General features: G+C 52.5%; 22 protein-coding genes and 1 riboswitch. Of the genes, 16 read left to right on the forward strand and 6 right to left on the reverse strand.

Annotation, left to right across the window (positions count from 1 at the left end):
• The first annotated feature begins 336 nt into the window (after nt 1-336).
• Genes G482_RS0102355 through G482_RS0102365 form a run of 3 tightly spaced genes read left to right on the forward strand, consistent with a single transcriptional unit; the run spans nt 337 to nt 3,335 of the window.
• On the forward strand, nt 337-1,212 hold the full coding sequence (locus G482_RS0102355; protein WP_028448675.1) for a carbohydrate ABC transporter permease: 876 nt from the start codon (nt 337-339) through the stop codon (nt 1,210-1,212).
• Nucleotides 1,213-1,234: 22 nt separating this feature from the next.
• Entirely contained in the window at nt 1,235-2,170 is a 936-nt protein-coding gene (locus tag G482_RS0102360) for a carbohydrate ABC transporter permease (RefSeq protein WP_034618642.1), read from the forward strand.
• A 58-nt stretch (nt 2,171-2,228) separates the two neighbouring features.
• On the forward strand, nt 2,229-3,335 hold the full coding sequence (locus G482_RS0102365) for an ABC transporter ATP-binding protein (protein WP_028448677.1): 1,107 nt from the start codon (nt 2,229-2,231) through the stop codon (nt 3,333-3,335).
• Nucleotides 3,336-3,469: 134 nt separating this feature from the next.
• On the opposite strand, the gene G482_RS0102370 is transcribed toward G482_RS0102365, so the two are convergent.
• The 4 genes from G482_RS0102370 to ahpC all read right to left on the reverse strand — a co-directional run bounded on the left by G482_RS0102370 (nt 3,470) and on the right by ahpC (nt 7,882).
• Nucleotides 3,470-4,510 (reverse strand): aldo/keto reductase, encoded by a 1,041-nt coding sequence (locus G482_RS0102370; protein ID WP_028448678.1) that lies wholly within the window; start codon nt 4,508-4,510, stop codon nt 3,470-3,472.
• Nucleotides 4,507-5,460 (reverse strand): TraB/GumN family protein, encoded by a 954-nt coding sequence (locus G482_RS0102375; RefSeq protein ID WP_028448679.1) that lies wholly within the window; start codon nt 5,458-5,460, stop codon nt 4,507-4,509. The genes G482_RS0102370 and G482_RS0102375 overlap by 4 nt, the downstream gene beginning before the upstream one ends.
• A 157-nt stretch (nt 5,461-5,617) precedes the next feature.
• On the reverse strand, nt 5,618-7,165 hold the full coding sequence (gene ahpF, locus G482_RS0102380) for an alkyl hydroperoxide reductase subunit F (protein ID WP_028448680.1): 1,548 nt from the start codon (nt 7,163-7,165) through the stop codon (nt 5,618-5,620).
• A gap of 153 nt (nt 7,166-7,318) precedes the next feature.
• A complete protein-coding gene (gene ahpC, locus G482_RS0102385) occupies nt 7,319-7,882 on the reverse strand; it encodes an alkyl hydroperoxide reductase subunit C (protein WP_028448681.1) in 564 nt (187 codons plus the stop codon).
• A 224-nt stretch (nt 7,883-8,106) separates the two neighbouring features.
• Between ahpC and G482_RS0102395 the strand changes: the two genes are divergently transcribed.
• The 6 genes from G482_RS0102395 (at nt 8,107) to G482_RS0102420 (ending at nt 14,524) form a co-directional block, all read left to right on the forward strand.
• Nucleotides 8,107-8,418: an ArsR/SmtB family transcription factor gene (locus tag G482_RS0102395; protein ID WP_028448682.1), complete on the forward strand. Its 312-nt coding sequence runs from the start codon at nt 8,107-8,109 to the stop codon at nt 8,416-8,418.
• A 12-nt stretch (nt 8,419-8,430) separates the two neighbouring features.
• On the forward strand, nt 8,431-8,913 hold the full coding sequence (locus G482_RS0102400) for an ArsI/CadI family heavy metal resistance metalloenzyme (protein WP_028448683.1): 483 nt from the start codon (nt 8,431-8,433) through the stop codon (nt 8,911-8,913).
• A gap of 125 nt (nt 8,914-9,038) precedes the next feature.
• Nucleotides 9,039-9,542: an arsenate reductase ArsC gene (locus tag G482_RS0102405; protein ID WP_028448684.1), complete on the forward strand. Its 504-nt coding sequence runs from the start codon at nt 9,039-9,041 to the stop codon at nt 9,540-9,542.
• Nucleotides 9,539-10,582: an ACR3 family arsenite efflux transporter gene (gene arsB, locus G482_RS0102410; protein ID WP_028448685.1), complete on the forward strand. Its 1,044-nt coding sequence runs from the start codon at nt 9,539-9,541 to the stop codon at nt 10,580-10,582. Before G482_RS0102405 ends, arsB begins: the two co-directional genes overlap by 4 nt.
• A 274-nt stretch (nt 10,583-10,856) precedes the next feature.
• Nucleotides 10,857-13,625: a glycosyl hydrolase family 18 protein gene (locus tag G482_RS16995; protein WP_169721045.1), complete on the forward strand. Its 2,769-nt coding sequence runs from the start codon at nt 10,857-10,859 to the stop codon at nt 13,623-13,625.
• A gap of 176 nt (nt 13,626-13,801) precedes the next feature.
• A complete protein-coding gene (locus G482_RS0102420; RefSeq protein WP_028448686.1) occupies nt 13,802-14,524 on the forward strand; it encodes a substrate-binding periplasmic protein in 723 nt (240 codons plus the stop codon).
• Nucleotides 14,525-14,566: 42 nt separating this feature from the next.
• Here G482_RS0102420 and G482_RS19360 read toward each other — a convergent pair whose 3' ends face one another.
• Together G482_RS19360 and thiC are read right to left on the reverse strand one after the other, a co-directional pair.
• Complete coding sequence (locus tag G482_RS19360) at nt 14,567-16,147, reverse strand: ATP-binding response regulator (protein WP_051258662.1); 1,581 nt, start codon at nt 16,145-16,147, stop codon at nt 14,567-14,569.
• Between the two features lie 250 nt (nt 16,148-16,397).
• A complete protein-coding gene (thiC, locus tag G482_RS0102430) occupies nt 16,398-18,314 on the reverse strand; it encodes a phosphomethylpyrimidine synthase ThiC (RefSeq protein ID WP_028448687.1) in 1,917 nt (638 codons plus the stop codon).
• An 85-nt stretch (nt 18,315-18,399) separates the two neighbouring features.
• Nucleotides 18,400-18,530: riboswitch (TPP riboswitch) on the reverse strand.
• Nucleotides 18,531-18,621: 91 nt separating this feature from the next.
• Between thiC and G482_RS17005 the strand changes: the two genes are divergently transcribed.
• The 7 genes from G482_RS17005 to G482_RS0102470 all read left to right on the forward strand — a co-directional run bounded on the left by G482_RS17005 (nt 18,622) and on the right by G482_RS0102470 (nt 25,429).
• The gene (locus tag G482_RS17005) at nt 18,622-19,233 is read left to right on the forward strand and encodes a protein-L-isoaspartate O-methyltransferase family protein (RefSeq protein WP_034618645.1); all 612 of its coding nucleotides are present in this window, start codon (nt 18,622-18,624) and stop codon (nt 19,231-19,233) included.
• Nucleotides 19,234-19,421: 188 nt separating this feature from the next.
• Nucleotides 19,422-20,477 (forward strand): Wzz/FepE/Etk N-terminal domain-containing protein, encoded by a 1,056-nt coding sequence (locus G482_RS0102440; RefSeq protein ID WP_028448688.1) that lies wholly within the window; start codon nt 19,422-19,424, stop codon nt 20,475-20,477.
• 56 nt (nt 20,478-20,533) lie between these two features.
• On the forward strand, nt 20,534-21,595 hold the full coding sequence (rfbB, locus tag G482_RS0102445; RefSeq protein ID WP_028448689.1) for a dTDP-glucose 4,6-dehydratase: 1,062 nt from the start codon (nt 20,534-20,536) through the stop codon (nt 21,593-21,595).
• 2 nt (nt 21,596-21,597) lie between these two features.
• Complete coding sequence (gene rfbD / locus G482_RS17010) at nt 21,598-22,545, forward strand: dTDP-4-dehydrorhamnose reductase (protein ID WP_051258663.1); 948 nt, start codon at nt 21,598-21,600, stop codon at nt 22,543-22,545.
• A 5-nt stretch (nt 22,546-22,550) separates the two neighbouring features.
• Entirely contained in the window at nt 22,551-23,435 is an 885-nt protein-coding gene (gene rfbA / locus G482_RS0102455) for a glucose-1-phosphate thymidylyltransferase RfbA (RefSeq protein ID WP_028448690.1), read from the forward strand.
• A 55-nt stretch (nt 23,436-23,490) separates the two neighbouring features.
• Nucleotides 23,491-24,039 carry a dTDP-4-dehydrorhamnose 3,5-epimerase gene (rfbC, locus tag G482_RS19980; RefSeq protein ID WP_084414428.1) on the forward strand — a complete coding sequence of 183 codons (549 nt, stop codon included), beginning with the start codon at nt 23,491-23,493 and terminating at the stop codon, nt 24,037-24,039.
• 148 nt (nt 24,040-24,187) lie between these two features.
• Nucleotides 24,188-25,429, forward strand: coding sequence for an O-antigen translocase (locus tag G482_RS0102470; protein ID WP_169721046.1), 1,242 nt, complete (start codon nt 24,188-24,190; stop codon nt 25,427-25,429).
• The last annotated feature ends 1 nt before the right edge of the window (nt 25,430 follow it).

Consider the following 25,430-nt stretch of genomic DNA (forward strand, 5'->3'; position numbering starts at 1 on the left):
GCCGTTTTGTTTTTGCAGTTTTATATTATTGAATCTTAATATTGATGGTTATACCCATTTTAATAATATGGGTATAGGGTGTTTGGAGTTGGCTTTATATTCAGTCATGCGCCAAGTTGTTGCTGTGCAAGCTTTTTTTGAATGTAAGGCTTTGTTGGTTTCCTAGTTGAGACTAATAGACAATACGAAAAACTACCTATAGGACTGTGAAAAATCAGGTTGTCTAAGTTATAATGCGAGGGCTGTAATTTCGCTTGGGTTTGGTTAATATCAAGTCGCTTTTATGGCCTGCTCGGTATTATCAACCTTGTCTGCAACACACCAAAGAGTCGAAACGTGAAAAACTCCAACTTTTTAGCCTATTTCTTCTTGGCGCCAGCCTTGATCTTTATGGGTATCTTTGTATTCTGGCCGGTTGGGTTCAACACCTTCTTGGCGTTTCATAATTATGAAATTGCCGGGGGTGCGACCGAGTGGAATAACTTTGCGAACTTTGTTCGTATTTGGGAAGAGCCTCTCTTTCACCAAGCTGTCAAGAACTCTTTGTTGTTCCTGATTGTTGTGCCAGTTATTCAATTGGCTTCCTTGCTGATTGCGAAACTGGTTAACAATAAGTTGCCAGGCATGACTTTTTTCCGCGCTGTTTATTACATTCCTGTAATTACTGCGATCTCTATCGCCGGTGTGGTATGGACATTCGTTTTCAAATACGACGGTCTCTTGAATGAATTCTTAAGCACCATCCTGCATTTCTTCCACCTGTATCCTCAAGACAAACTGGTTGAGATTCAGTGGCTGCAAGAACCTAGCATTGCCATGTACTCGATCATGATCTTTACCTTCTGGAAAGGTATCGGTTACTACATGGTGCTGTATCTTGCTGGTTTGCAAGCCATTCCAACCGAAGTGGAAGAGGCTGCCATTCTGGATGGGGCGAATGCGTGGGATCGTTTCTGGCGTATCACCGTACCGATGGTTAAACCCACCATTCTGCTGTGTACCATGCTCTCGACCATTGGTGCGCTGAAGGTGTTCCAAGAGGTGGTAGTACTGACTGATGGTAAAGCTGAAACTTACACCGCACTCTTCTACGTGTACGACCAAGCCTTCCGCAATTACGACTTTGGTGTGTCTGCCGCGGCTGGTCTGGTGGTGACCTTCTTCTGCATGGTCTTGGCTGCCATTCAGTTCCGCTTCTTTGGCGACAAGTAATACCTCGAGGAGATAGAGAATCATGTTGAATAAAAAGGTATTGAATCGAGCGTTGGTATTGTCTGCACAATACGCAAGTTTGCTGGCATTCGGTTTGTTCACCACTTTCCCGCTGTTATGGGCGGCCGCTTTCGGTCTGTCGACAGATGGCTCAGTGGCTTACCGTTTCCCACAAGGCTTTGTGCCTCATGTGGCAGATGAAAACGGCGTATATAGCATTGGGGTGACTTTCTCGTGGATTCATCGTGTATTCGTTGAAATTCCATTCACCCAGTACTTCATCAACTCGGTGATCATCACCACTATGGCGGTGATCGGTACCGTGGTGATTTCGGTGTTGGCGGCTTACCCACTGGCGCGGATGAAATTCTTCGGCCGTAACTTCATCTTCGTGGCCATCATCGTCACCATGATGCTGCCAGCTGAAGCCAGTATCGTGCCGAACTACATCACCATTAAAAACTTCGGTGATTTCGCGAACTGGTTGCAACTGGTGCTGACCGGCAGTGATGAAGGCACCTGGCGTAAATTCATCGGTCTGAATAGCTACTTCTCAGCTGTAGCGCCATCAGTGGCCGGTGCGTTTGGTATCTTCTTGATGAAACAAGCCTTCGAAGCGGTACCGCAAGATCTGATCGACGCGGCCCGTGTTGATGGCGCAACCGAGATGCAAATTCTGTGGCGTGTGATGTTGCCAGTAACTGCACCATCAATCGCGGCACTGGGTATCTTTACACTGGTGAACACTTGGAATGACTTCCTGTGGCCATCGGTTGTACTGCGTGCCAAAGAAATGCAGCCATTGGCCGTTGGGGTATTTAATGACCTGACTGGTCCACTGTCTGGTTCACAAAACACATTGATGGCAGCCATCGTACTGACGGTTATTCCAGTACTGGTGTTCTTTGCCTTCACTCAGCGCTACTTCATCTCCGGCATGGACGGCGCAGTTAAATAATTTGATCGTGTTTTGACACGCAGAAATCGACCCAATTCAGAATTAAGGAAAACTAATCATGGCTGGCTTGACCCTTAAAAACATCAAAAAGAACTACACCAAAGACGTTTGTGTGATCAAAGGCGTAGATCTGGAAATTAAAGACGGTGAATTCGTGGTATTCGTAGGCCCATCTGGCTGCGGTAAATCAACCATGATGCGGATGATCGCCGGTCTGGAAGAAATCACCTCAGGCGAGCTGTACATCGGCGACACCCTGTCAAATGACATCCACGCTTCAAAACGCGGTATCGCGATGGTGTTCCAGTCATACGCGCTGTATCCACACATGTCGGTATATGACAATATGGCGTTTGCGCTGAAACTGGCCGGTACTCCGAAAGCGGAAATCGACCAGCGCGTGAAAAAAGCCGCTGAAATTCTGCAAATGACTCACTTGCTGGAGCGTAAGCCTAAGGCTCTGTCAGGTGGTCAGCGTCAGCGTGTGGCGATCGGCCGTGCGATCGTACGTAATCCGAAAGTCTTCCTGTTCGACGAGCCACTGTCTAACTTGGATGCTGCACTGCGTCTGAACATGCGCGTTGAGCTGTCTAAGCTGCACCAAGAACTGAAAACCACCATGCTGTATGTAACGCATGATCAGGTTGAGGCGATGACGCTGGCTGACCGTATCGTGGTCTTCAATGCCGGTATCGTGCAGCAGGTTGGTAGCCCGCTGGAAATGTACGAAAACCCATCGAATCTGTTCGTGGCTTCGTTCCTCGGTTCACCAAAAATGAATCTGTTTGAATCACAACTGGTGGGTCTGGAGCAAGGCTCTGCGGTTGTTCGTCTGCCTAAAGGCATTACCGTGCGTGCTTCTGTGGACGCTGGCCGCGCCAAAGTTGGCGACAAAGTGACCATCGGTATCCGTCCAGAGCACATCGAGCTGTGCGCGGAAGGCGATGCGGAAGGTATTCCAGCCCGCGTTGATCTGACCGAGCACTTGGGTGATATCGTACTGGCCTACATCGAAATCCCAGGTATCAACGAAATCATCTGCATGAAGTTGCCAGCGAACATGACCGGCCTGAAATACGGCGATGCAATCCGCGTTAAATTCCCAGAATCTCAATGCATGCTGTTCGATGCAGAAGGTCTGGCATTCAAACGCCTGAAAAAATAAGCAACTCGCCTTGCAATAAAAAACCCGCCGAAAGGCGGGTTTTTTATTGCGGTTGTCTGGCTGGATTTACTGCAGTGCTGCAGCTAGCAACAAAAGAGTAGGGCGGTCAGCCCTATGCTGACCGATTACTGCTATTACTGCGCTGGGCTAGGGGATTGCCGATGAATCACCTCGATCGCGGCGATAAGCTCTTCACTAAGTGTGAGCGCACTTGCCCCAATATTCTCGCTCAGCTGCGCCATGCTGGTGGCACCGATGATGGTGCTGGCGACATACCAGCGCGAATGCAGCCAGGCCAGTGCTAACTGACTTGGTGTTAAGCCATGAGCGAGCGCCAAATCACGATAGGCGGCCACCGCAGCCGGGACAGCTGGCTTGAGATAACGCACACCAAAATTGGCAAATTGCGTCATCCGGCCGGTGGCCTGTGGATCACTCACATATTTGCCGCTGAGTAGCCCAAACGCCAGCGGGCTGTAGGCCAGCAGGCTCACTTGCTCGCGATGGCAGGTTTCGCACAGGCCGTAATCGTAAGTGCGATTAATCAGGTTGTAGACATTCTGCAGGCTATGCGCGATGGGCAGATTTTCACTGCGGGCAATGCGTAGAAACTCAGATACCCCCCAGGGGGTCTCATTGGAAAGGCCGATGTAGCGCACCTTTCCAGCCGATACTAGGGTATCAAGTGCAGCGAGCTGCTCGTAAACGCTGGGCGTGTCGGTGTATTCCTGGCTTGGCTCGTAATAGCTTTGGCCAAACATGGGCACATGCCGGGCTGGCCAGTGTAGCTGATACAAATCGATATAGTCAGTTTGCAGCCGGCGCAGGCTGTCATCGCAGGCGGCGATAATTTGCGCGCGGGTAAATTGCGGCCCGCCACGTAGCCATTCCATGCCGCGATTAGGCCCGGCCACTTTGGTCGCCAGCACAATCTCGGCGCGGGCTTGGCGTTTAAGCCAGCTCCCCACGTATTGTTCGGTTAGCCCTTGCGTCGCCGCCTTGGCCGGCACCGGGTACATCTCGGCGGTATCAATAAAATTAATCCCGTTCGCCAGCGCATAATCTAGCTGGCTATGCGACTCGGCTTCGGTATTTTGCTCGCCAAACGTCATCGTACCCAGGCACAGGCTGGATACCTGCAGTGCACTGCTGCCCAGTTGAACGCGGCGGATCATTTGCTGGCCGCCACGGCAGGCACTGGCGAGACGGTATAGCCGGCTTTTTGCAGGGTTTTCAGCAGGCCATCTTCACCAGTGAGCTGACTTGCGTGCATGGTAAAGAAGATATCGCCTTTGGCCAGCGCCGGTTTCAGGCGCTCGAGCATGCTCTGGCTGCGTTTGGCTTTGACTTCATGATGCCAGGCTTTAAACCAGGCTTGTTCGGTGCTCGGCAACGCTGCTTCCAGTTGCGCCAGCGGTTGGATTTGCTCGACTTCATAGCCGATATAGGCCGTCATATTCCGGCTATTGGCTTGATCTAGCTCCGGCGCTTTTTTGATCAAGGTATCGATCAGCACGATTTGTTTATCGGCCGCCAGACTTTGATAGGGTTTGAGCTGCTCGCCTACGCTTTCAATGGCGAAATACGGTTTTTGCATTTCAGCCGAGTATTGGTACAGATATTCATCCATCGGCGGGATTTCTTTACCGGCTTTCGGCGTCATCAGCAGCATAACCACAGCCCATGGCTGCAGTTTATCGGCCACCGCGCGTGGATAGCCGCGCGCTTCCAGCATCGGCACCACTTGCTTAAAGCGCTCTTCGCCCAGGATCTTGGCCAGCGTCGCTTCCTTGGTCAGAATCAGCTGCGCCAGCTCGACCGATGAATTCATATCGCTATAAAACTCGGTACCAATGTATTTGGCGCTGAGCAGGGCCGGTTCGACTTCAGGCTTGAATTCGGCTTCGTGGCCGGCAGGGGTGGCTACTGTGGCCAGTACCCAGGATGGGCCAACATTTTTGCTTTCGATTTTCCACAGCACGGCTTTAGTGGCTGCGGCGGCCGGGGCTTTGGCGACTTTGCTCGCCGTTTTGGCGGGCGGAGTTTTTTCGGCATTGGCAGGGCAACCCACCAAGAGGGTGAACAGGGTAGCAGTCAGACTCAGCGTAGCAACACGAACAAACATGATATTCCTGCAGGCAAGCACAAAAAAAAGCAAGTATAGCGCGCTCATTCGCGCCGGCGCAGCTTATCTTTACTGAAATGTAGCGCTGTTTCAGTCAACAACAAAAAACCCACTGGCGCCCGCGGGCACGCAGTGGGTTGTAGGTGGTGGCGACGTTTTATTGGCCGCTACGAATCAGGTGATCAAAGGCGCCGAGCGATGCTTTGGCCCCTTCGCCCATGGCGATAATGATCTGCTTAAACGGCACTGTGGTCACGTCGCCTGCAGCAAACACCCCGGGTAGCGAAGTCTGGCCGCGCGCATCTACTTCGATTTCGCCGTGTTTGCTGAGTGCCACTGTGCCTTGCAGCCAATCGGTATTGGGCAGCAAACCAATCTGCACAAAAATCCCTGCCAGATTCAGTACTTGGCTGGAGCCTGTGGCGCGGTCGGTGTATTGCAAGCCGGTGACCTTTTGCCCGTCGCCCACTACTTCGGTCGTTTGGGCTTCGGTAATGATCTCTACATTCGGCAGGCTGCGTAGTTTGTTTTGCAGCACCGCATCAGCGCGCAGCTCGCGGCCAAATTCCAGTAGCGTCACGTGCTCCACAATACCGGCCAGATCAATCGCAGCTTCTACGCCCGAATTACCACCACCGACCACGGCAACGCGTTTACCCTTAAATAGCGGACCATCGCAATGCGGGCAGTAGGCCACGCCTCGGCCGCGGTATTGCTGCTCGCCGGGTACATTCAGCTCGCGCCAGCGCGCACCGGTGGCCAGAATGACGCTGCGGCTTTTTAGCGTCGCACCACTTTCCAGCTGGATCTCGATCAGCTCGCCTGCGCTGAGTTTGCGTGCGCGCTGCAGGTTCATCAGATCAACCGGATATTCCTTCACATGGTTTTCCAGCGCCATCGCCAGCTTCGGCCCTTCGGTTTCTTTAACCGAAATAAAGTTCTCGATGCCCATGGTATCCATCACCTGGCCGCCAAAGCGCTCGGCCACGATGCCGGTGCGGATGCCTTTGCGGGCGGCGTAAATTGCGGCCGCGGCGCCGGCTGGGCCACCGCCCACCACTAGCACATCAAAGACGGGTTTTTGCTGCAAGGCTTCGGCCTGCCGCGCCACGCTGGCGGTATCAAGTTTGGCCACGATTTCTTCAATCGTCATGCGGCCTTGGCCGAAAGGCTGGCCATTGAGCAGCACGGTCGGGACGGCCATGATTTGCCGTTCGGTGACTTCAGCCTGAAACAGCGCACCGTCCACCATTTCGTGGCGGATGGCGGGGTTGAGTACCGCAAGCAAATTCAGCGCCTGCACCACATCCGGGCAGTTGTGGCAGGACAGCGAAACAAAAGTGGTGAATTCCAGCGGGCCAGTTAGGCCGCGAATCGCCGCGATGGTGGCCTCATCCACGCGGGGTGGGTGGCCGCCAGTTTGCAGCAGGGCCAAGACCAGCGAAGTGAATTCATGGCCGAGCGGAATGCCGGCAAAGCTCACCCGCGGCGCCTCGCCCGGACGGGCGATAGCAAAAGACGGGCGGCGCGCGGCGTTGCCATCGTGGCGTACGCTGATTTTGGGGTTGAGCGCGGCGATTTCGTCCAGCAGCTGGCGAATTTCTGCCGCTGCAGCGCTGTCATCGAGGCTGGCAACTAATTCGATTGGGTATTGCAGTTTTTCCAGATAAGCCTGCAACTGGCTTTGAATTTGGGCATCGAGCATGGCGGTTCTCCGGTTTGAGTTTCACTGAGCAAACTGCTGGGTATCCTTATCAGTGTTATGTCTGATAAGGCTTATGTGGGTATACCTATTGGGGTATTTGCAGCAGGCTGGTCGCTGAAGGCCGTGCCACCCGGCGGTGGCACGGCGCGGGGATTAGATCTTGCCGACCAGATCCAGTGATGGTTTCAGAGTGGCTTCACCTGGGGTCCATTTGGCTGGGCACACTTCACCTGGGTGGCTCGCTACGTATTGCGCGGCTTGTACTTTGCGCAGTAGCTCTTTGGCATCGCGGCCAATGCCCAGATCGTGGATTTCAGCCACTTTGATCTCGCCTTCAGGGCTGATCACGAAAGTGCCACGCAGCGCCAGGCCTTCTTCTTCGATCATCACATCGAAGTTGCGGCTGATGATGCCGGTTGGGTCGCCGATCATTGGGTATTTGATCTTGCCGATGGTTTCTGAGGCGTCGGCCCAGGCTTTGTGCGTGAAGTGAGTATCGGTTGAAACTGAATACACTTCTACGCCCAGTTTTTGGAATTCAGCGTACAGATCAGCCAGATCGCCCAGTTCGGTTGGGCAAACAAAAGTAAAGTCGGCTGGGTAGAAGAACACCACAGACCATTTGCCTTTCAGGGTTTCATCGCTCACGGGGATGAAGTTACCGTTGTGATAAGCAGTGGCTTTGAATGGTTTGATGGTGCTGTTGATCAGTGCCATGAGTATTGCTCCTTAGTGGTTAACGTCGTTTGCGTTGAAGACAGGGCGTAGCTTAAGCCCAAAGTGATCATAGTAAAAATTGAATGTTTTTATTGAATTGTTAGTAAAAGTTTATTGACGTGGTGGCGTGAGCTTGTTGTGGCCTTGGCCGCGCATTACTTTGCGCTTGTCATGCTGCTGGCTTTGGCTTATGATTGATTCGACTATTCGATATATATAGAAATATGGAAAACAAACTTGCTGTGCAACGTTTAGCCGCCTTGGCGCAGGAATCGCGCTTGGCGATTTTTCGCGCCCTGGTGGTGGCTGGCCCGCAGGGCCTGCCGGTGGGCAAGATTGGTGAAGCGCTTAGCGTGGCGCCGGCCACTTTGTCCTTTCACCTTAAAGAGCTCAGCCATGCTGGGCTGATTAGCGCGCGCCAGGAAGGCCGCTATGTGTTTTATGTGGCGCATTTTGCCGCCATGAATGAATTACTGGGTTTTCTGACTGAAAACTGCTGCGGCGGAACTAGCTGCAGCCCCACTGCCTGTTGTTAACCGGAGACGCCGATGAAACGCTTTCACGTCCATCTCGCTGTAGATGACCTAGCCACTAGCATTGCCTTTTACCAGCAGCTGTTTCAGGCCGCGCCTACTGTGCAGCATGCCGATTACGCCAAGTGGATGCTGGAAGACCCACGGGTGAATTTCGCCATCTCGGCGCGCGGCGCGGCGCCAGGGCTCGATCATCTGGGTTTTCAGGTGGATAGCGAGCCCGAGCTGGATGCGCTGCAGGCTCAGTTGGCCGCGGCGGATATGAGCATGGTGAGCGAGCCGGGCACAGCCTGTTGCTATGCCGAATCCAATAAACATTGGGTGACCGACCCGAATGGGATTGCCTGGGAGTGCTATCACACGCTGGGCGCGATTCCGACCTTTAATCGTGGTGCCGCAGAGGGCGGGCAAAATGCCTGTTGCGCGCCCAAGGCAGAAAAGCCACGAGTGAAACTAAGTGATCTAGGGGTATGCAAGCCTGGATCACGTTGCTGCTAATTTAGCGCGATATACCTCGTAGGGTATATCGCATCAAGTGTCGGCTGCCGCGACGGGGCTGGCTTGCATTACAAGACATTGCCCAGCCGGGCGTATTTTTACTAAGACCACCACAGGGGAAGATCATGAGTCACAAAGTGTATAACGTGCTGTTTTTGTGTACCGCCAATTCGGCGCGTTCGATTATGTCTGAGGGCCTGCTCAATCATCTGAATGACGGCCGCTTTAAAGCCTTTAGCGCCGGTAGCAAGCCCGGCACGCAGCCCAACCCTTTCGCACTGGAATTGCTGCAAAAAATCGGCCACGACACCAGTTATATGTACTCCAAAAGCTGGGATGTATTTGAAGGTGAAGACGCACCCAAAATGGACATCATCATTACCGTGTGTGGCAATGCCGCCAGCGAACCATGCCCAATCTGGCCTGGCCATCCGATCACCGCGCACTGGGGCTATGACGACCCGCATGGCGATACCGATGAAGAAAAACGGCATTCCTTTGCGCAGATTTTTGCCCAGATCAAACACCGCATTGAGCTGTTGCTGAGCCTGTCCGATGAAAGCTTAGCGAATCTGGCTAATGTGCGGGCAATTGGCGAGCCTGAGGTATTGCGGGGAGCAGGGCAATGAGCGAGGCACCAGCCCGCTTGGGCTTTTTTGAGCGCTACCTGACCTTATGGGTTGCGCTGTGTATCGTGGTGGGGATTGTGCTGGGGCAGTTCGTGCCGGGTGTGTTTCAGGCCCTGGGCGAGCTGGAAGTGGCCAGGGTCAATCTACCCGTCGGGGTGCTGATCTGGGTGATGATCATCCCGATGCTGATGAAAATCGACTTTGCCGCGCTGAAAACGGTGAGCCAGCATTGGCGCGGGATTGGCGTAACGCTGACCATCAACTGGTTGGTCAAGCCCTTCTCGATGGCGGTGTTGGGCTGGCTGTTTATTCGTCATTGGTTTGCCCCGTATCTACCGGCTGAGCAGCTCGATAGTTATATCGCTGGCCTGATTTTGCTGGCGGCGGCGCCGTGTACGGCAATGGTGTTTGTCTGGAGCGCGCTGGTGCGGGGCGAACCGCACTTTACCTTAAGCCAGGTGGCGCTAAATGACGCGATCATGATCGTGGCGTTTGCCCCCATCGTGGCCTTTTTGCTGGGGGTGTCGGCGATTAGTGTGCCGTGGGATACGCTGTTGGTGTCGGTGGGGCTGTATATCATTGTGCCGCTCACCATCGCCCAGCTGGCGCGCAGATATTTGCTGGCTACTGGCCGGCTGGAACTGGTATTGCAGCAAATCGGGCCTTTTTCGCTATTGGCGCTGCTGGCAACGCTGGTATTGCTGTTTGCTTTTCAGGGGCAACAGATCCTGGCCCAACCGCTGGTGATCGCCTTGCTGGCCGTGCCGATTTTGATTCAAGTGGTGTTTACCTCATCACTGGCATATTGGCTGAATCGGCAGCTGGGTGAAGCACATTGCGTGGCCGGCCCATCGGCCCTGATTGGGGCGTCCAACTTCTTCGAGCTGGCGGTAGCCGCTGCAATTAGCCTGTTTGGCTTTCACTCCGGCGCGGCTTTAGCCACTGTGGTGGGCGTATTGGTAGAAGTGCCGATTATGCTGGCCGTGGTGGCGGTGGTGAACCGCAGTCGTGGCTGGTATGAGCGGCGCGCTGCTGCGTAAATGCGACGAAGTTCGCGCTTCACATCTCCAAAGACCAGCTGTGTGCTGGTCTTTTTTTTGCCCGCGCGGGGCTGGTGTGGCTGAGGATCAGGGGCTGAGTCGGCATGCCGATTTGAGTGCTGATTATTAATAAAATTTAATCTTCAACTGTAATGGCAGCTATTGAAGCAGCGAAGGGGAAAGCCTAGTATCGGCGCTGTAGTGGTATTTACTATTGCTACAAATTAATACCAATACCACAACAAAATCCCAAAACAGGATGGAGAGAGAAATTATGCATACGCGTTTCGCGCTGAGCAGCATTGCGCTCGGCCTTTTTTTAGCCTCGGGCAGCAGTTTTGCCGCTAGCTGTGCACCGGCTTGGTCGGCCACCGTGACCTATGGCACGGCAGGCACCACCGTGAGCCAGAACGGCCACAATTACAGCAATAAATGGTGGACCTTAAACGAGGACCCGAGCAAGGCTGGCACCTGGGGGGTATGGAATGACCTCGGCGTATGTGAGTCAGGCAATGCCACTCCAGCGCCCACCGTAGCGCCGACTAGCACACCCGTTGTGACCGCCACTCCGAAACCGACCGCCGCCCCAAGTACCGCACCCACTGCGGCGCCCACCAGCACCCCAAGCCAACCCCCGAGCGGCAGCTGTAGCGTGTGGGCCGAAGGCGCCAGCTATAAAGTGGGCGATGTAGTGAGCTACAACGGCGTGACTTACACCGCCACTAGCGCGCACACCGCGTTTGTTGGGGCGGGCTGGACGCCAGCGACGACGCCAACCTTGTGGAAAGCCGGCGGTAGCTGCAGCGCGCAGCCGACGCCAGTAGTAACCGCCAGCCCAGTTCCAACTAGCACACCAACGGCAACCCCAACGGCGAAGCCAACCCTCACACCAACGGCAACGCCGACCGCGACCCCGACATCGACCCCAAGCTCTACGCCCAAGCCAAGTGCATCCCCCACTGCTACACCGAGCGCCACGCCAACTGCCACGCCCGTCGTGACGCCAGCCCCAACCACTACCCCAGCCGTGGGCGATAACGAGCAATGTCGCCCAGATGGTCTGGTGAGCAGCGTGGCCAATGTGCCGTATTGTCTGGCTTATGACACCGCTGGCCGCGAAAAGCTGGCCAACGGTTTGCAGCGCCGCAATATTGGTTACTTTGCCAACTGGCGTACCGGTAAAGACCCGAAACAGGGCACTTTCCTCGCGCACAATATTCCGTGGAATCAACTGACGCATATTAACTATGCGTTTGCCCATGTGGATGGCAGCAATAAAGTGTCGGTGAATGCCGATGTTGCCGGGAATGAATCCACCCAAATGACCTGGCCGAATATCCCCGAAGCGGCCATGGATGCCAGCTATAGCTATCAAGGCCATTTCAACCAGCTGAATAAATACAAGAAACAGCACCCCGGCGTGCGCACGTTGGTGTCGATTGGTGGCTGGGCGGAAACCGGCGGCTACTTTGGTGGCGATGGCAAACGCGTGGCCTCAGGTGGCTTCTATAGCATGACCACCAACGCCGATGGCACGGTGAATACCGCGGGCATCAATGCCTTTGCCGATTCGGCTGTGGCCTTTATCCGTCAGTATGGTTTTGACGGGGTGGATATTGATTATGAATATCCAACCACCATGGAAAACTCGGGTAATCCGCTGGATTGGTCCTTTGCTACGCCACGGCAAAAAGGCCTGCAAGCCGCGTATCGTGAGCTGATGCGCGCCCTGCGCGAGAAACTGGATACCGCCGCCGTAGCCGATGGCAAATACTATCAGCTCACCGCCGCCGTACCGGCTTCGGGCTATCTGCTGCGTGGGATGGAAGCCTTCCAGGCCATCAAGTATCTCGATTTCGTGAACGTCATGAGTTACGACCTGCACGGTACTTGGAATCAGTTTGTGGGCCCCAATGCCGCACTGTATGACGATGGCAAAGATGGCGAGCTGGCCTTCTGGCAGGTGTATACCGATCCGCAATACCAAAACATCGGCTACCTGAATACCGACTGGGCCTATCACTACTACCGTGGTGCTGTACCGGCCGGCCGGATCAACGTGGGCGTGCCGTACTACACCCGCGGCTGGTCGAATGTGACCGGTGGCAATCATGGTCTGTGGGGCACTGCTTCGACCAATACCTGCCCACCGGGCGTGGAAGCGCCATGCGGTATCGGCGCCAAAGGCATCGACAATATCTGGTTTGATGTCGATGAAAAAGGCAGCGTGGAAGACGCGGGCTCGAATCCGATGTGGCACGCGAAAAACCTCGAAAAAGGCATTGCCGGTGATTACTTGAAAGACTGGGGCTTCACTGCTGCCGACATCGTGGGCAAATACGATCGCTACTTTGATCCAACGCTGGTGGCACCATGGCTGTGGAATGAGCAGAAGAAAGTCTTCCTGTCGACCGAAGATGAAGAATCGATGGCGATCAAGGCCGACTGGATTATCAAAAACGGCATTGGCGGCGCCATGAACTGGGAGCTGGCAGGCGACTACGATTGGGATGCCAATCGCACCAACCTGAACGGCAGCAAAGGGCAGTATGTGCCCGGTTCTACGCTTTCGACCTTGCTGGCGAATAAATTCCGCACCGCGGCGCCGTATGGCAATACCCGCGCGAAAACGGCCATGCCAGCGCAAGTCTTGGATGTGAAAATTGATCTGGTGAACTACGCACTGGGCGAGAAAAACTATCCGATCGAGCCGAAGCTGCAATTGATCAACAACACGGGCAAGGCGATTCCGGCCGGTAGCAAGCTGACCTTCCAGTATCCGGTGTCAGCACCGAATACCATGCAAGGCAGCGGCGTTACCGTGGTGGCCAGCGAGCACACCGGTAGCAATATCGGTGGCTATAAAGGTGATTTCCATACCGTGGAAGTGAGCCTGCCAGCGCTGGCCATTGGCGCCACCAAAACCATCGGGCTGACCTACAATCTGCCGATTGCGGGGCCAAGCAACTATGTGTTGACTGTGAATGGGAAAACCTTTGCCACCAAGCAGGAATTCCCGCAAAAAGCCGCCGGTAGTTTCTAAGCCGCACTTGGTAGCAGATACATCGCGGTGTATCTGCTGCTAGGTACCGTTAGCAAAGACCTGCAAGGCAATACCCCACCCGCCATGTGTTGCATGGCGGTTTTTTCTTTTTCTGGCTAGGCGGCGGGCAGGCGAATCGCTAGAGTGTAGGCAGGTGAACTTTAAATGTGAGTGCGATGAAGCGCTTTGCCCTGCTGTGCGCCATGTTGTGGTTCTACGTCGCGTTCGCAGCGCCGGTGCGGGCCGCGCCGCTCACGGTGGTGTTACCCGAGGTAATTCCACATGCCTTTTTGGCACCAGATGGGCGGCAGATGGGCATTTATCTGGATGTGCTCAATGCCGTGGCCAAAGAATCCGGCATTGCCTTGCGCTATCAGATCGTGCCCTTTGCGCGGGTGGTGCGCATGCTCAATGATGGTGAGACTGATCTGGCGCTGGTAAATCGTGATGCGGTGAATCCGGCGCAGGCCAGTGCATTGGGGGCGATTTATCAGCTGGATCTGGTGCTGTGGCCCGCGCGCGGGGCGCGTTGGCAGAGTCTGAGCGAGCTGGCCGGTAAAGACGTCGGCCGTTTACGCGGCGGCTGTCAGCCGTTGCTGCAGAAAACCCAGCCCAAATTTAATGAAGTGAATAACTTTGATCAGGGCGTGCGCATGCTCGATGTCGGGCGGCTGGATGCGCTGTGCGGCAGTCGCGATGTGATTTTGTATGCGATCTGGCGCAGCGGTTTGCCAGGGCTGGCCACTCTCACTCCGCTACCGCTCACCACCACACCGGTGGTTCTGATGGCCAACCCTAAAGTGAACTCGGCCTTGCAGCAGCGGCTGGCGACAGCAGTGGCCAAAGTAATGGCCGGGCCCACCCTGCTGCAGGCGAAAGCCCGCTTTGGCTTGCATTAATGGGTATGGCCTTAAATGCTATATTAGATTTGGGTTAGCTAGCTATACCGTGGTGGGTATACTGTTGGGTGTACTGCTGACGGGTTGAGATGCGGCAGTAGGCAGCCACACAAACACGCTGGTGCCCATTCCCAGCTGGCTCGTGAGCCAGACTTCACCACCCAACAGCCCAATGATTTCCTTGACCAGCGCCAGACCGAGGCCGGTGCCGGGCAGGTGGCCGGAGGTATCGGCGCGATAAAAACGCTCGAAGGCGTGGTTGAGTTGCTCCGGGCTCATGCCGATGCCCTGATCGCGAATTTCCAGCTGCAAGCCAGCTTGCGCATGCCGCGCTTGTGCGACGGCGGTAATCACAATCGGGCTATCAGGCGCGGAATAGAGCAGGGCGTTGCTTAAAATTTGCCGCAAGGCTTGCTGCAGTTTTGCCGCATCGGCCTCAAGTGGCGCTAAATCGCTGGCCAATTGCAGGCTAAGCCGGCCGCGCTCGCTGCACAAGATGCTTTGTACGGCGCCTTCTAGACACTGCGGTAAGCTGCATTGGCTCAGTTGCAAGCTCGTAGCGCCATCGGCTTCCAGCTTGGCCAGATCCAGTAAATCACTGACCAGATCACTTAAGCGCAGGCTTTGTCGGTGAATGGTTTCCAGCATATCGCGGCTTTGCTCGGCAGAGAGCTGGCGATGCAGCATCAGCTCGGTAAAACCGCGGATGCTGACAATGGGGGTGCGCAATTCGTGTGCGGCATGGCTGAGAAACTCACTTTTCATCCGCTCCAGCTCGGTTTCGCGGGTGATGTCGCGCAGATACAAGACCAAACCGCCATCGGGAGTATGCTGGCCTTTGAGGTGGATGTAGCGCAGGCTAGGGCGGCGCAATAATAGATTCAAACCGCTGGGCTCGGCGGCCAGCAGCGCCGGCAATTGCTCAAGCGCCAAGGGGCGAAAGGTATGCACATGGCAGACTTCTTGCGCCTGCAACGCCGCGCTGGTGCTGGCTAGGGGTTGGCCTAGCAGTTGCTCGAGCGGCTGTAGTAGCAATTCACTGAGCCCCTGATTGGCGTAGGCCAGCAGCCCATCCGGGCCAAAATAGGCGACGGCATTGGCGCTAAGCTGAATAATCGACGAAAGCTGCGCCGATTGAGCTTCCAGCTCGCTCAGTAATTCATAGCTGCGCAGCGAGGAAATCACGCTGGAATACAGGCGATCGGCCGAGAGCTCGGTTTTGCATTTGTAATCATTAATATCATAGCGGCTAATCACCGCCCGCTCGGGCGCCTGGCCGGGCTGGCCCGTGCGCAGCACAATCCGCACGCGCTGATTGCCCAGCTCGTGTCGAATACGCTCCACCAGCCGCAGGCCGGCGTCTTCGGTTTCCATGACGACATCGAGCAAGATCATGGCGATATCGGGTTGGGCGTGCAGCAGCTCGAAGCCTTCGCGCGCGCTAAAGGCCGAAATCAATTGCAGTGGGCGCTCCCGATAGTTGGCCTTTTTCAGCGATAGCTGGGTCATCAGGTGGATATCGGGTTCGTCATCAATGATGGCGATTTTCCATGGCGGCGCGGCGTGCGGCGCATTGGCGCTCGCCTCATCGTCGTCTTGCAGCCAGTCATCGTGCTCGAACATGGGAGCCTCCCAGTGAATGAGTGGCGTATATTAGCAATTTTGAATATACAAGGGGATAGCGAGATTGTAAGCATGGGCCGCCAGTCGGTGGCTGCTGTGCTCTTTATAGCTGAGTGCGTGGCGTTTTGCGCGCTGCAACAGCCGTGAGGTCGGGGCAAGAAAAAAGCGCAGCCGAAGCTGCGCTTTTTAATACCTAGGTGATGTATTGCCAGCTAAGCATTATTAATAAATGCCTTGCTGGCTATACCCATTAGGCTTTGTCGTACAGTTTGGCGCCGCCTTTCACAAATTCGATGGCTTTGGCTTCCATGCCTTTGTGCAGGGCTTCTTCGTTGGCTTGCAGGCCTTGCTGCTCGGCAAATTCACGCACGTCTTGCGTGATTTTCATCGAGCAGAAGTGCGGGCCGCACATTGAGCAGAAATGCGCGACTTTGGCGCTTTCTTTCGGCAGCGTTTCATCGTGGAAGCTCCGCGCCCGATCCGGATCCAGCCCCAGATTGAATTGATCTTCCCAGCGAAATTCAAAGCGGGCTTTCGAGAGTGCATTATCCCGAATCTGCGCGCCCGGATGACCCTTGGCCAAGTCGGCGGCGTGGGCGGCCAGCTTGTAGGTAATGATGCCTTCTTTCACATCATCTTTATTCGGCAAGCCCAAGTGTTCTTTCGGGGTGACATAACACAGCATCGCGCAGCCATACCAGCCAATTTGCGCCGCGCCAATGGCGGAAGTGATGTGATCGTAGCCAGGTGCGATGTCGGTGGTGAGCGGGCCAAGGGTGTAGAACGGCGCTTCGTGGCACCATTCCAGCTCTTTATCCATGTTTTCTTTGATCAACTGCATCGGCACGTGGCCCGGGCCTTCGATCATGACCTGTACATCGTGTTCCCACGCGATTTGTGTCAGCTCACCCAGGGTTTTGAGCTCACCCAGCTGTGCTTCATCATTGGCATCCCACACCGAGCCAGGGCGCAGGCCGTCGCCCAGCGAGAAGGCCACATCGTATTGCTTCATGATTTCGCAGATTTCCGCGAAATGCGTGTACAAGAAGTTTTCTTTGTGATGCGCCAGACACCATTTGGCCATGATCGAGCCGCCGCGTGACACAATACCGGTCATGCGATTGGCAGTGAGCGGCACATAGCGCAGCAGCACGCCGGCATGAATAGTGAAGTAATCCACGCCTTGCTCAGCTTGCTCGATCAGCGTATCGCGGAATAATTCCCAGGTCAGGTCTTCGGCCTTGCCGTTCACTTTTTCCAGCGCCTGATAAATTGGCACGGTGCCAATCGGCACGGGCGAATTACGCAAAATCCACTCGCGGGTTTCGTGGATGTTTTTGCCGGTGGAGAGATCCATGATGGTATCGGCGCCCCAGCGAATCCCCCAGGTCATTTTGTCGACTTCTTCGTTAATCGATGAAGTGACGGCCGAATTACCGATATTGCCGTTGATTTTCACCAGGAAATTGCGGCCAATAATCATCGGCTCGGATTCAGGGTGATTAATATTGTTCGGAATAATCGCGCGACCGGCGGCGATTTCATCGCGCACGAATTCGGGGGTGATTTTTTCTGGGATATTGGCGCCGAAATTCTGGCCCGCGTGCTGGCGCAACATCATCTTGGCCATTTTTTCGCCCTTAGCACCCAGTGCTTGCAGGCTTTCGATGTATTTTTCGCGCTGCAAATTTTCGCGAATTGCCACGTATTCCATCTCAGGGGTAACGATGCCGCGGCGGGCGTAATGCATTTGGGTGACGTTCTGGCCGGCTTTGGCGCGGCGGGGTTTGCGTTGCAGCTCAAAGCGCAAATGATCGAGGCTGCTATCGGCCTCACGCATGCGGCCATAGTCACTGGTCAGGCCATCCAGTTGTTCAGTGTCATCGCGCTCAGCGATCCAGGCCGCACGAATCGGCGCCAGACCTTTGCGTACATCGATGGTAGCTTGTGGGTCGGTATAGGGGCCAGAACAGTCATACACATAAATCGGCGGGTTTTGCTCGCCGCCAAACATGGTGGGGGTGTCGTCCTGGCTGATTTCACGCATTGGTACTTGAATATCGGGGCGCGAGCCGGTGACATACACTTTGCGCGAGTTGGGCAGCGGCTGAATAGCGGCCGAATCCACCACCGCTTCGGTGGCAACGAAATCGATCTTGGCGTTCATGGGGTATCTCCTGTCTTTGTGCCGGACGAAAAGCCGGCTGTATCAAAAGCATGAGACGCTGGGGATTTGGAGCAAGGAGGGCGCACGAATGGCGAACTCGCTTCCCTACGCCGGTATTAGCCGGGTCAGGTTCCAAGGGTGTATCTCATCCGGAGGGCGGGCAATGGCAAGTTCTTGCAACATTGTGACCGCAGTCCAGAACCCCTAGCGATTCAATGAATGTGAAACTAAAAGACTTGTGGGATAATTGCAAGATCTATTCGACTAACACGGGCCGAATCTGGCCCCGCTTTGAGGTTACACAAACATGGATTGGGAAAAAGCACGCTACTTTCTGGTTGAACAACAAATTCGCCCTTGGAACGTTCTGGACTCCGCCGTGCTTGATCGTGTCCTCAATACCCGTCGGGAAGACTTCGTACCCGCCGATAAAAAAGAACTGGCCTTCGTCGATGTTGAGCTGCCGCTGGGCAATGGCCAACTGATGCTGGCCCCGAAAGTAGAAGCCCGTCTGCTGCAGGAAATTCAACTCAAAGCCACCGATAAACTGCTGATCGTCGGCCCCGGTACCGCCTACATCGCTGCGCTGGCAGCCGGCCTCTGTGCGCAAGTGTTTGTACTCGAAGCTTGTGCTGACCAAGCCGCTAAGCTAACCGCGGCGCTGAAGGCAGCCAATATTAAGAATGTGAGTGTAGAAGTGTCGTCATCCCTGACTAGCCAGCAAGCATCGTTTGATGCGATTATTGCTGCTGCATCATTTACCCAAGTTCCCGGCGAACTACTCGCCCAGCTGAAAGAAGCGGGACGACTGATTACAGTGGTTGGTGAATTGCCGATTATGCATGCAGTGCTTGTGAATAAGACCGGTGCTGAGCAAGTGGTGCGTGAGGTGTTTGATTACAATTTGCCGCGCATCTGATTTTCTTCGGCAAGCGCAGTGCTTGCAAGCAGCGTTGGAAACCCGCCAAAACGGCGGGTTTTTTGCTTACAGCTTGCCGACAGTCATATGCTTTGAGGTAAAATTCATGCATAAAGGCTCTACTTTGTCGTACCCATTGTCGGAATTTAGTAAAACTGGTCTCCCCAATTAATTAACTGAGCAAAGGCATGACTGCTGAAACTACAACTGTAAACGTGCAAGATGACGAAATTTCGCTGTTGGACCTAGTGTTGGTCTTAGCTAAGCACAAGAAAATGATCATAGGTTTGCCGATTATTGCTGCATTAGTTGCGGCTGCAGTGAGTTTTACGTTGCCGAATGAGTACACGGCAACACTCAAGATTGCCCCTTCCAAAAATGCGGCAGTATATAACTGGGTGCTAACTAACGACCAGGTGTTGGAAGAGATATCAAAAGAATTCAAGCTTGCAGAACACTATGGCACTAAAGGCCGCAAAGCTACACGCAAAGAAATGGCAAAACAGGTCAAGGTTGCATTGAACGCTAAGGATGGTTTTTTAGATGTGAATGTGAGTGATGAATCGCCTGAATTTGCTGCAAAGCTTGCTAATCGTATGGGAGGTGCTTTGCAGAGCAATCTGTATACGATGCGCTTACTTGATATTTCGAAAGGCCGTTACGATCTAGAGTTGCGTCGTGATATTGCCGCAAAGAATAAAGCCAAATTTGATACGCTAATCACCCAGCCAGAAATGGCAAGAACTATTGAGCTACTATCGCCTGCAGATCGTTATGGCATCACCAGCCTTGCTGCGATTCAGGCCGAGTCTACGCTGCAGGGGGGGGTATCAGACCTCATGCAAAATGAGCTGGTTCGTATGCAAGATCAATTGGCTAGTCTGCAGCGCCTGGTTGTAGATGGTATGAAAAAGCAATCGTCTGCAACTAATACAGGCTTATGGATTGCATCCGTAGATGCTTTGCAGCAACAAGCTTACTGGGATGCATTGATTGAACGCCTTGATCACCGAATTGATTTGATAAAAAAACAAGAGCGTGATGAACTGAAAATGACTGTTGCTGAGGTGCCTGATGAAAAATCAGGGCCAAAGCGTGCGTTGATCATACTGCTGTCGGCTTTTGCTGCCTCATTTGGCGCCATACTATGGTCTTTTATCAGTGAAGCCTTTAATCCGTCGCGTAAGAATGAAAACAACAATGCGTTGATAGCTAAAATCGTTGCCGCATGGCGAGCAAAATAAGACCTGGTTAACTTTTAAATTACGCTTTGTAATAAAAATTAGCTTGGAAAATTGTAATGACAATTTTAGTGTCCGGCGGTGCAGGTTTTATTGGTGGTAATTTTGTCCTAGATTGGCTAGCTGGGTCTGATGAGGCTGTTATCAATGTCGATAAGCTCACCTATGCGGGTAATCTAGATACCCTCAAATTGCTAGAAGGTGATGTGCGGCATATTTTTGTCCGCGCAGATATTGGTGATCGCGAGGCGATTTGCCGTTTGCTGATGGAACACGAACCACGCGCAGTGATTAACTTCGCGGCTGAGTCGCATGTCGATCGCTCAATTCACGGCCCGGGTGATTTTATTCAGACCAATGTGGTGGGCACTTTCAATCTGCTCGAAACCGTGCGCGCTTATTGGAATGAGCTGCCTGCAGATGAAAAGGGCGCTTTCCGCTTTCTGCATGTGTCGACCGATGAAGTGTACGGTACGCTAGAGGCCAACGATCCACCGTTTTCTGAAACCAATACCTTCGAGCCAAATAGCCCCTATTCGGCATCGAAAGCGGCTTCCGATCATTTGGTGCGTGCATGGCACCATACCTACGGTCTGCCTGTGTTGACCACTAATTGCTCGAATAACTACGGCCCCTACCATTTCCCAGAGAAATTGATTCCGCTAGTGATTTTGAACGCGCTGAATGGCAAACCGTTACCGATTTATGGTGATGGCCAGCAGATTCGTGATTGGTTGTATGTGAAAGACCATTGCTCGGCGATTCGTCGCGTACTCGAAGCCGGTAAAGTGGGTGAAACATATAACGTCGGTGGTTGGAACGAAAAAGCCAATCTGGATGTGGTGAAGACGATTTGCAGCTTACTCGATGAATTGCAGCCCCGCGCCGATGGCCAAGGCTACGCGGCGCAAATTACATACGTGACCGATCGCCCGGGACACGACCGCCGCTACGCGATTGATGCGCGCAAACTTGAACGCGAACTGGGCTGGAAACCAGCCGAGACGTTTGAATCGGGCATTCGAAAAACGGTGGAATGGTATCTGGCTAATCAAGCGTGGGTAAGCAATGTGACCAGCGGTGCATACCGTGAGTGGGTATCAACCCAATACGGAGCCTAAACATGGCCGCTCAAGCAATACCCAAGATACTGGTTACCGGCAAAAATGGCCAAGTCGGGTTTGAATTGCAACGTAGCCTTGCCGTACTGGGCGAGGTAATTGCGGTTGACCGTGAAGAGTGCGATCTATCCAACCCCGTTGCGATTCGTGAGCTTGTACAACGCATTCGCCCCGACATCATCGTCAATCCCGCCGCGTATACAGCAGTGGATAAAGCTGAATCCGAAGTCGATCTGGCTGCCGCATTGAACGCCACTGCGCCGCAAATCTGCGCCGAAGAAGCCGCCAAGCTGGGCGCTTTGTTGATTCACTATTCGACCGATTACGTGTTTGATGGCAATAAAGACGGTTGGTACGTTGAGACCGACACACCCAATCCGCAATCGGTGTATGGAAAAACCAAACTGGCGGGGGAGCTGGCCGTAGCGGCTGCTAATCCGCGCCATTTGATCTTCCGCACCAGCTGGGTGTTTGGTGCCCACGGCGGTAACTTCCTGAAAACCATGCTTAAGCTGATGCAAACCCGCGATGCGCTCAGCGTGGTGGCCGATCAGTTTGGCGCGCCCACTGCGGCCAGCCTACTCGCCGATGTGACCTCACAAATCATCGCTCAGTATCTGCGCAGCAGTGATAAGAGCAAGTTCGCCTATGGCACTTACCATTTAGTTGCCGCCGGTGAAACTAGCTGGCATGGGTATGCGTCGCTAGTCAATGATCTTGCTGTTCAGCAGGGCTATACCCTAAAAGTCGCTAGTCAAGAGATCAAAGCTATTCCAGCCGGTGACTACCGTGTACCCGCGCCACGGCCGGCCAACTCACGCCTGAATACGCAAAAACTGCAAACCACCTTTGGTTTGACGTTACCGAGCTGGCAACAAGGCGTAGGGCAAGTGATGACGCTGCTCAAGCAGGCTAAGGCAAAAGACAAGAATACTGAAATTAGGATCTAACAAACATGGCTAATCGCAAAGGCATTATCCTCGCAGGTGGTTCAGGTACGCGTCTGTACCCAGCCACTATCGCAGTCTCAAAACAATTGCTCCCGATCTACGACAAACCGATGATCTACTACCCGCTCAGCACCTTAATGCTGGCAGGTATTCGCGAGATTTTGATTATCTCCACCCCACAAGACACGCCACGCTTTGAGCAATTGCTCGGTGATGGCAGCCAATGGGGCATCAAGCTGCAATACGCCGTGCAACCAAGCCCAGATGGACTGGCGCAAGCATTTATCATCGGTGAAGAGTTTATTGGCCAAGATGATGTTGCGCTGATATTGGGTGACAATATTTTTTACGGACATGAGTTGGTCAGCTTGCTACAGGCTGCTAATTCCCAAGAAAGTGGCGCAAGTGTATTTGCATATCACGTGAATGATCCAGAACGTTATGGTGTTGTTGAGTTTGATGTTCAGGGGACAGTGGTTTCAATTGAAGAAAAACCACTAAAACCGAAATCGAATTATGCCGTTACAGGGCTTTATTTTTATGATAATGAAGTAGTGGATATTGCAAAGAGAATAATCCCGTCAAAGCGTGGTGAGTTAGAAATTACAGATGTTAATGAAACCTATCTTCGGCAAGGTAATCTGAGTGTAAAGATAATGCACCGTGGATATGCGTGGTTAGATACTGGGACACACGAATCAATGTTGGAAGCCAGCCAATTTATTCAAACCATAGAAGCTCGTCAAGGATTAAAGATCAGTTGCCCAGAAGAAATTGCATTTCGAAAGGGCTGGATCAATAAAGTTCAATTAGGCCTACAGGCAAAAAGTCTAAGTAAAAATGCGTATGGCCAATACCTTTTGGCATTGCTGGACGTTGAGAGCAAATAGTTCGTTACATATCACTCTATATAAAATATGGGATTAAGAATAATTGGAGCACTATATGAAAGTGATAAATACGACTATCGAAGATGTTAAGGTAATTACCCCTGGTGTTTTTCATGATAGTCGGGGCTATTTCTTGGAAAGTTTTAATCAGCAACGATTTGAGGATCATTTGGGTCGAACCATTAATTTTGTACAGGACAATCATTCGCACTCCGTTCATCGGGTTTTGCGAGGCTTGCATTACCAAATTGGAAAGCCACAAGGCAAGCTAGTTCGAGTAACAAAGGGTGAAGTGTTCGATGTTGCAGTTGATCTGCGTCAAGAATCAAAAACATTTGGCTGCTGGACAGGCCGGATATTGTCTTCAGAAAATCATGAGCAATTATGGATTCCTGAAGGATTTGCTCATGGCTTTTATGTGCTATCAGCAACCGCTGATTTGCATTACAAAGCAACGGACTACTGGTATCCAGAAGGAGAGAGGACCCTGTTGTGGAATGATGTTGATTTAAATATTCAGTGGCCATTAAGTATGCCACCTATTGTTTCGGCGAAAGACGCTACTGGACTTAGTTTAGAATTGGCTGAGAAGTTTTACTGTTAGTTGCTATACGTTTTATGTCGAAGAGTGATATTGTGCGTTCAAGCAGAGACTTGTCTTTATGATCTGTTTTTATTGATGCATTATTCGGATTTTTTGTCTGAATTGTGGTTTTGTAAATTCCATAGTGATTTATTGGTGGATAATTATATTGAATCCTTTTAAAGTTTATCTCTACTTTGGAGCCTCGACATTAATTAAAGCGGCCAGTGGCTTGGTGATAATTAAGCTGCTCGCCTTGAATTTAGGGCCTGAGCAGTTTGGCTTGCTTGGTCAAATGTTTGCATTTGTTGCAATTGTTAGTATGTTTTCGGGGGGGGGGGTAACGAATGGGTTGATCCGTGAATTGTCAGCCAATTTAGATATTGAAACTCGGAAAAGAAAAATAGGCGCGGCTGTAAGAATAAGTGTGGCGGTATCTGGTGTGGTCTCTTTCTTTCTAATCTTCTCTAGTAAGTATCTGGCAACAGAAATTCTTCAGCGACCTGATTTGTATTGGGCTTTTTTATTGCTAGCAGTTTCTCATTGGTTTGTTGGTTTTAATAATCTATCTCAGGCCTTGTTTAGTAGTTTTCATGACGTAAACTCTTTAGTTGCTACCAATATCGTTGGAGCCTTAGCTGGGCTATTACTTTTTTCGATTTTGCTGCTAAAGTTTGAATTTGTTGGCGCTCTTACTGGTGCAGTGTGTTTGCCTGCAATATCTGGGCTTGTTGCTTTTTTTGTATGGAAATATCGTGCGCCATCTGGTTTCGATAAAATTGCATGGCAAGGGTCGTGGGAAGATATAAACCAACTACTTTCATATTCGTTTGTGATGTTAGTTGCTGTAGTTGCAGTACCATTGTCGCAGATGGTAGTGCGAGATAATATGGGCACAGAATATGGTTGGGCAACAGTAGGTTATTGGCAAGGAATATTAAAAATATCAGATGTTTACATGCAGTTTCTAGGCGTTTTACTCGCGAACTATTTTCTGCCAAGAGTTTCTGCTGATATTCACTACATGGGTGTTGTTAAAGAGTTGAAGAAGTTTTTGTTTCCACTTTGGGGTTTCTTCTTCCTTGCATTCTTGTCAGTCTATTTGATTCGGGATGAATTGATAATCTTACTATTTTCTACAGATTTTCTGCCAATGCGTGATTATTTTTTTCCGCAGATGTTGGGTGACTTTTTTAGGGTGGCAACTTCGTGTTTTGTTTATATTGCTTTGGCAAAGGGAGAGAAAATTCTTCCCATTGGTGCTGAAATATTTCAAGGACTAGGAATTGTATTTTTCTCATATTCTTTATCTTCAGTGTTTCATCACCATTCGCCTGTATATGCCAATGTGGTAACGTACGGACTGCTTTTGATTGCCTTGTTTTGTTTTTTTGTAAAGTCGAAAAAATAAC

Origin of the sequence: Chitinibacter tainanensis DSM 15459, assembly GCF_000429785.1 — a bacterium.
Lineage (GTDB): Bacteria > Pseudomonadota > Gammaproteobacteria > Burkholderiales > Chitinibacteraceae > Chitinibacter > Chitinibacter tainanensis.